The organism is Nocardia vinacea NBRC 16497, assembly GCF_000308835.1.
Taxonomy (GTDB): Bacteria; Actinomycetota; Actinomycetes; order Mycobacteriales; family Mycobacteriaceae; genus Nocardia; species Nocardia vinacea.
Genome location: NZ_BAGN01000114.1, coordinates 23855 through 29886, shown reverse-complemented (window position 1 = coordinate 29886; position 6032 = coordinate 23855). Strand labels below are relative to the sequence as shown.

Here is a 6032-nt window from a genome sequence, read left to right as displayed (position 1 = left end):
CGCGCTGGGCCCTGGCAGTCGGTGGTGCGACCGGACGGTCGGGTGTATCGGCGGACCGACTTCGCGCTGCGCGAACCCTGGAACGAGCACACCCGCGCCGCACACTTCGCCGGGTTCGCCGCGCCCGCGCCGACGAGTAGTGCACCGTCCCAAGGCATTTCACCCATTGTGGTCGTCGCGTGGATCGCGCTGTTCATCGTGCTGCTCACCATCGTTATCGCGCTCGCCTGATCAGGAACGAACCGATGTCCGAACCCGCACTTTTGCTCACCACCGGTGCGATCCGCCACCGGATCTCCGGGCGTACCCATTCCCTCGGCTCCGGATCCGGCGCCGACATTTCGATCAGCGACGACGGACCGACAGGCCAGTGGCTTCGATTCCGACATGTCAACGGATGGGCCATCCGCGCCGTGGATCCGACGATCGAGGCGACCCTCGATGATGTGCCGATCGGCCAACGGAACTGGACGGCGGTCGAGGGTGCGGGAGTGCACGAACTGCGGATCGTGGTGCGCGGTCGGATATTTCGCCTCGTAGTGGCGAATGCGGATGGTAATGGGAATGTCACGCCGCCGACCGTTGTCGGTCCGGCGGCACAGGAACCGCGGCCGTCGACCCCACCACAACCGAAACGGCCTCCGCGGCGAGCGCGCGTCGTCAATGGCGCGGACCGGACGATCATCGATGCGCCGCCGCAATCACCGCCGGTTGTCGATCGGACTCCCCCGCGACAACCCGTCCCGCCATCCCCCGAACGCCCGGGATCCTGGTCGGTGCCGAGTGATCGGGTCCTCACGATCGGCCGCGAGGGCGGTGACGCGGAAATCGCCTTGCCCGGACTGGATCTGGCACATCGACATGCGACAGTGCGCTGGACCGGGCGCGCTGTGGAGTTGCGCGGACTCGCCACCAACGCGCGTCCGTTCGTCGACGGCAAGCCGGTACTGCACGCTCGGCTGCGGGTGGGCGAGCAATTCATGTTGGCGCACCACATCTTCGAAGTATCGGGCCCGGCGCAGCTGGCACTGGTGCCTGCCGCCGTGATCGCGCGGGAGCCGCTGCTGCGCTTCGACGGGGTGAGCCTGAGATATCGGGGTCGCACCGAACCCACGTTGCGCGATCTGACCTTCGAACTCGGGCGCGGCGAGGTCCTTGCCGTGATCGGACCGTCCGGGGCCGGGAAGTCCACCATGTGCGCGGGGCTGCTCGGCGAGGTCGCGCTGGCGGCCGGCTCATTGCGGCTCGGGCAAGTCGACCTGGTCGCCTCCCGCATGCAGGCCAGTCATCTGGTTTCCTTTGTGCCGCAACAGCCCGCCATGTTCGGCGACCTCGCGGTGCGCGACGCACTGCTGTGGGTTGCGGGCCTGCGCACGGCCAGCGATACCACCCGAACCGAACGGGCGGCCCGGGTCGACACCGTGCTCGCCGAGATGGAGCTTGCGGGTGAGGTCGGCAAGCGGATCGACACGCTGTCGGGCGGTCAGCGCAAGCGCGTCTCGACGGCCATGGAATTGCTCAGCGATCCGCAGTTGCTGGTACTGGACGAGCCGACCTCTGGCTTGGACGAGGGCTTGGACCGCGCCATGATGCAGCGGTTGCGGGTGGTCGCCGAAACCGGTTGCGCGGTCATTGTCGTCACCCACTCGATGGTCAATGTCGACTGCGCCGACAAGGTGCTCGCGGTGACCGGTCGCGGGCGACTCGGCTTCTTCGGACCACCCCGCGAGTTGCTGGGCGCCTTCGGCGTCGACAGCTACGCGGAGGTGATGGACCGGTTGCGCGCCGATCGGCAGGCCGGTCAGCCCGCCGCATCCTCGATCCCGCAACCGGCCGAGCATGCGGTTCCCGCGCCGATGCGCGGTTCCCTGCACCGGCATCTGCCGCGCCTGATCGGCCGGGAATGGGCCCGCCAGCGCAATGGAATCCGCACGCTCGCACTGGGTTCGGCGGCGGGCATCGGCTTGACCGCAATGCTCGGTGCGGCCGCTTCCGACAAAGGGCTCGGCGGTGATCCGCGTGCGGTCAGTTCGGTCATGATCGCTTTGATCGTCTGTCTCACCTTCTTCTCGATGGCGCAATCGTTCGCCGCCATCGTCGACGATCGTGTGGTCATCGAACGTGAAGCGCGCTGGGGCATTTCGGCGGCGTCGGTGGTGTTGGCGCGTGCGATCACCTGTACACCGCTCGCGGTGCTGCTGGGGGTGGCATCGACCATCGGATATCTCGGTATCAAGTCCGGGCCCGCGAAACCGGTGCTGCCGCAGCCCTACGGTCTGCTGCTGTTCGCGATTACGCTGCCGCTGGCCGCGATGACACTCGGACTACTGGTGTCGGCATGTTCGAAATCATTGCGCCAGGCGGTTTTCGTGCTGATGGGCGTGCTGGCGCTGCAGGTGGTGATGACCGGGCTCGCACCGCCGTTCGAAGGCACGCCCGGTGCGGTACTGCGGACGTTCGCCTATGCCGCGCCGTCGCGGTGGGCGGCGGCCGGGCTCGGTGCCGATATCGGACTCACCGATGGGGCCGATCCGCCACCTGGGCAGCAGAAGCTGTTCGCCGATTTGATCTGGACCCACGATCTGCATCATGTCGAGACGGCTGCGGCGGTGCTTGTCGTGATCGCGATCGTCGCCACCGCATCGACCATTCGGGTGCTGCGGCGACAGCTGATGGCCCTGAAATAGGAGCTGGGTATGACATCACGAATCCGCTTGCTGCTGAGCGTGTTTGCTCTGGTGAGTATCGGTGTGGCCGGATGCTCGTCCGCCGCACCCCGTCAGGTCCAGCAGTCGCCGGAGCCAGGCGGAACGCGTCCGACGACGGTGCGTACCGGACGGATTCCGGGCGGAACCATTACATTGCGAACAAACCAACGGTTCACCTTCGAACCGAATTCGCTGCGGTACTGCACGATCGATGGTGCCGGGTTCAAGTTGCGTACCGGAGAAACCGTATGGCTGAGCGGAATCGCGTCCCTGGAATTCGGTACGCGGGACGGTGCGGAGTTGCCGGTGACCTACCGGCCTTTGCCCGCGAAAGGCGGTGGCGCCCAGATCTTTCCTGATTCCGCGAATGCGCAACCCGGCTCCGGTCGCATGTCGGCGGTCTGTGAGTTCTTCGTGGTGAATCGGCCCGAGCGATATATGCCCGGCGAGCTGATCAGTATCACCTTCAATTCGGAGAGCGAATCGCAGAACTGATCCGCATGCGGCGAATCATGATGAATGTAGTGAACCGAGTCGGAATGCGATCACGAGCGCCACAATTGATATCACGATGGAAAACCAGCCGAGCCGGATCCAGTGTGTGGCCGATGCGGGCGGTGCGACGAATGCGCGTCGGGCATGAATTCGTTCTCTGAGTCCGCGAATGATCGCTGTCGGCCCCAGCACGAGGCCGAATCCTGAGAGCGACAAGAGAGTTATGATCACGACGATCGATGTTCGGGGATCTGGATCGCGTTTGGGGACCGGAGGACTTGGCGGCGCCTGGTAGACGGCAGGCCGATCGGCCGGGGTAACCACGATGTTGCGTGGCGACGTGGAGCGTCTACGTTGCGGCTCGGTGGACCGCACCAGCCTTTCTTCGGCCGCTACGAGTTCGGTGACGTCATTCGATGCGGGCACGCTGTCGGGCCGGCGCGAGGTGACTTCGTCGGCCGTGGCGACCTCGTTCGCCTCCTCGTTCGGCGCGGTGGGCTCATCGGCCGGTTCCGCAACCGTTTGTCTGCGCCGCCCGCTCCGTTCGTCCCTGGCTTGTGCCGCAAGGAAATCCACCAATTCGCGGGCCGTCGGCCGGGCATCGGGATCCTTGGTCATCGCCGCGAGGACCATGCGCCGGTATCGACCGGGCACGTCGGTGAGATCTGGATCGTCTCGAATGATTCGCGCTATCACCGCCGCCTGGGTATCGGCGTGAAACGGTGGCCGACCGGTGGCCGCGAAGGCGACCAACGCACCCCAGGCGAAGATATCCGCGGGCTGCCCTACCTCCTGGTTGCCGAGCATTTCCGGCGGCATCCACGCCAGTGTTCCGATGATGCGTCCCGGTTCGGTGAGGCGGGTGGCATCGATAATTCGGGCGATACCGAAATCGATGACCCGCGGGCCGTCCCAGGTCAGAATGATGTTGTCCGGCTTCAAATCCCGATGAATCACATCCGCGCCGTGTATGCATTCGAGTGCTTCGGCGAGCCCGCTTGCGAAATCGTAGAGCTGTGCCGACGACATCGCGCCGCGTTCTCGAATGGCCTCTGCCATCGATTCCCCGGATACGTAGGAATTCGCCAGCCACGGCCGCTCCGCGTCGATATCGGCGTCCACCACCTCCGCGATGCGCCGTCCGTGCACCCGCTGGGCCGCGGTGACCTCCTGCCGAAATCTGGCCCGGAACTCGGGATCCCGCGCCAATTGGGTATGCGGCATCTTTATCGCGACCACAGTGCCGTCCGCGCCGAATCCCTGGAATACGACACCCATTCCACCCTCGCCCAGGCGGCCGTGTAACACGAACGTACCGATAGCCGTTGGATCATCCGGCAACAATGGTCTCAGCATTCTCCCTCGCCGATTACGCTGAGCTGTCGTAGTTTTCGGAGTTTAGCACTGTCCGAGGATATTGTCCGACCACTTGGTTCCCCGTTGGTGTTTCCTTGGTCGCCGCTGCGAATCTCATGGGCAAAGGCCACGGCGCAGTCGGCCCTCTACGTCCAACACTTTGCGTCGTGCAAGTGATAGCCCTACCGCTGCTTCGCGTCGTAATCCAGCCGTGCCTGTTCGACCTTGTCCAGGTTGACCGACCATTCGGCGAGCGACGCGAACAGCGGCGCCAGGCTGCGTCCCAGGTCGCTGATCTCGTACTCCACCCTGGGCGGTACCTCGGGGTAATAGGTGCGCACGACGATCCCGTCACGTTCGAGTTGGCGTAGCCGCTGCGTCAGCACCTTGGGCGTGATCGTGACGATTCGGCGTTCCAGTTCGCCGAATCGCTGCCGCCCGAACTCGTTGAGCGTCCACAGGATCGGGGTGGTCCACCGGCTGAAGACGATGTCGACCACCGGAGTGATCGGGCACGCGAGTTCCGGCGGGAGCTCAGATATGGTCTCGGTCACTTCCACCGGCACTTTCCTCTAGGTACCTACTACCTCCTCGACAGTAGCGTGACCGGGTCCGCAGCGAAATCAGCGATAGGAGAACGGAAATGATCGTGGTGACGGGAGCGACCGGGAATGTCGGGCGACCGCTCGTGCGGGCCCTCGTCGAGGCAGGCGAGAAAGTGACGGCCGTTTCCCGAGGAGTGACCGAAGTACCCGCGGGAGTCCGATCGCACCAGGCCGATCTGGCCGAGCCCGCGAGCCTGGTACCCGCTCTCGAGGGAGCCGAGGCAGTGTTCCTCTTGACCTCCCCCGATTTCATGGCGAACGGCAATCTCGGTGACGTCGTGCACGTGGTGCGAGCGGCCGGGGTCCAGCGGGTCGTGCTGCTGTCCTCGCAAGGTGTTGGCACACAACGTCATTCATCACGGCTGGAAGATGTCGTCGAGCAGTCGGGCCTGGAATGGACGATGCTGCGGCCGGGCAACTTCGACTCCAACTCCATGCAGTGGGCCGATTCGGTGCGCACCCGGCGAGTGGTCGTGGCACCGTTCGGCGACGTCGCGGTACCTGCCATCGACCCTGCAGACATCGCCGAGGTCGCCGCCGTCACGCTGCGCCGGCCAGGCCACGGCGGCAACATTTACACCCTGACCGGGCCGGTTCCGATCTCCCCCCGACAGCAGGCCGCGGCGATCGGGGACGCCATCGGCGAGTCGGTACGGTTCATCGAGCAGAGCCGCACGGACGCCCGCAACCAAATGCTGGCATATCTGCCCGAGCCGGTCGTGGACGCCACACTCGGCGCCCTCGGCTCCCCATCGGCCGCCGAGCAACGCGTAAGCCCCGATGCCGAGCAACTCCTGGGCCACCCACCCCGCACCTTCGCCGCCTGGGCCGCACGCAACGCCGCGGCCTTCAAGTAGCGCCGCCCCCA

The 6032-nt window shown here is 65.5% G+C and carries 6 protein-coding genes; 4 read left to right on the top strand and 2 right to left on the bottom strand.

Translation table 11 applies throughout. The features are described 5' to 3' along the window. From ON44_RS15650 to ON44_RS15640, 3 genes are all read left to right on the top strand, one after another. The coding region (locus ON44_RS15650) for a hypothetical protein (RefSeq protein WP_157187168.1) at positions 1–231 on the top strand (231 nt) is incomplete at its 5' end. A gap of 14 nt (positions 232–245) precedes the next feature. Further along, complete coding sequence (locus tag ON44_RS15645) at positions 246–2687, top strand: ATP-binding cassette domain-containing protein (protein WP_040690599.1); 2442 nt, start codon at positions 246–248, stop codon at positions 2685–2687. A gap of 9 nt (positions 2688–2696) precedes the next feature. Continuing rightward, positions 2697–3203, top strand: a complete 507-nt coding sequence (locus ON44_RS15640; RefSeq protein WP_157187167.1) for a hypothetical protein — start codon at positions 2697–2699, stop codon at positions 3201–3203. Positions 3204–3218: 15 nt separating this feature from the next. Here the strand turns inward: ON44_RS15640 and ON44_RS46805 are convergent, their stop codons facing one another. Both ON44_RS46805 and ON44_RS15630 read right to left on the bottom strand, forming a co-directional pair. Further along, positions 3219–4559, bottom strand: coding sequence for a serine/threonine-protein kinase (locus ON44_RS46805; protein WP_083897899.1), 1341 nt, complete (start codon positions 4557–4559; stop codon positions 3219–3221). A 182-nt stretch (positions 4560–4741) separates the two neighbouring features. Continuing rightward, positions 4742–5119, bottom strand: a complete 378-nt coding sequence (locus ON44_RS15630) for a winged helix-turn-helix transcriptional regulator (RefSeq protein ID WP_245567171.1) — start codon at positions 5117–5119, stop codon at positions 4742–4744. 83 nt (positions 5120–5202) lie between these two features. Between ON44_RS15630 and ON44_RS15625 the strand changes: the two genes are divergently transcribed. Then, positions 5203–6021 carry an NAD(P)H-binding protein gene (locus tag ON44_RS15625; RefSeq protein WP_040690596.1) on the top strand — a complete coding sequence of 273 codons (819 nt, stop codon included), beginning with the start codon at positions 5203–5205 and terminating at the stop codon, positions 6019–6021. Positions 6022–6032 lie beyond the last annotated feature (11 nt).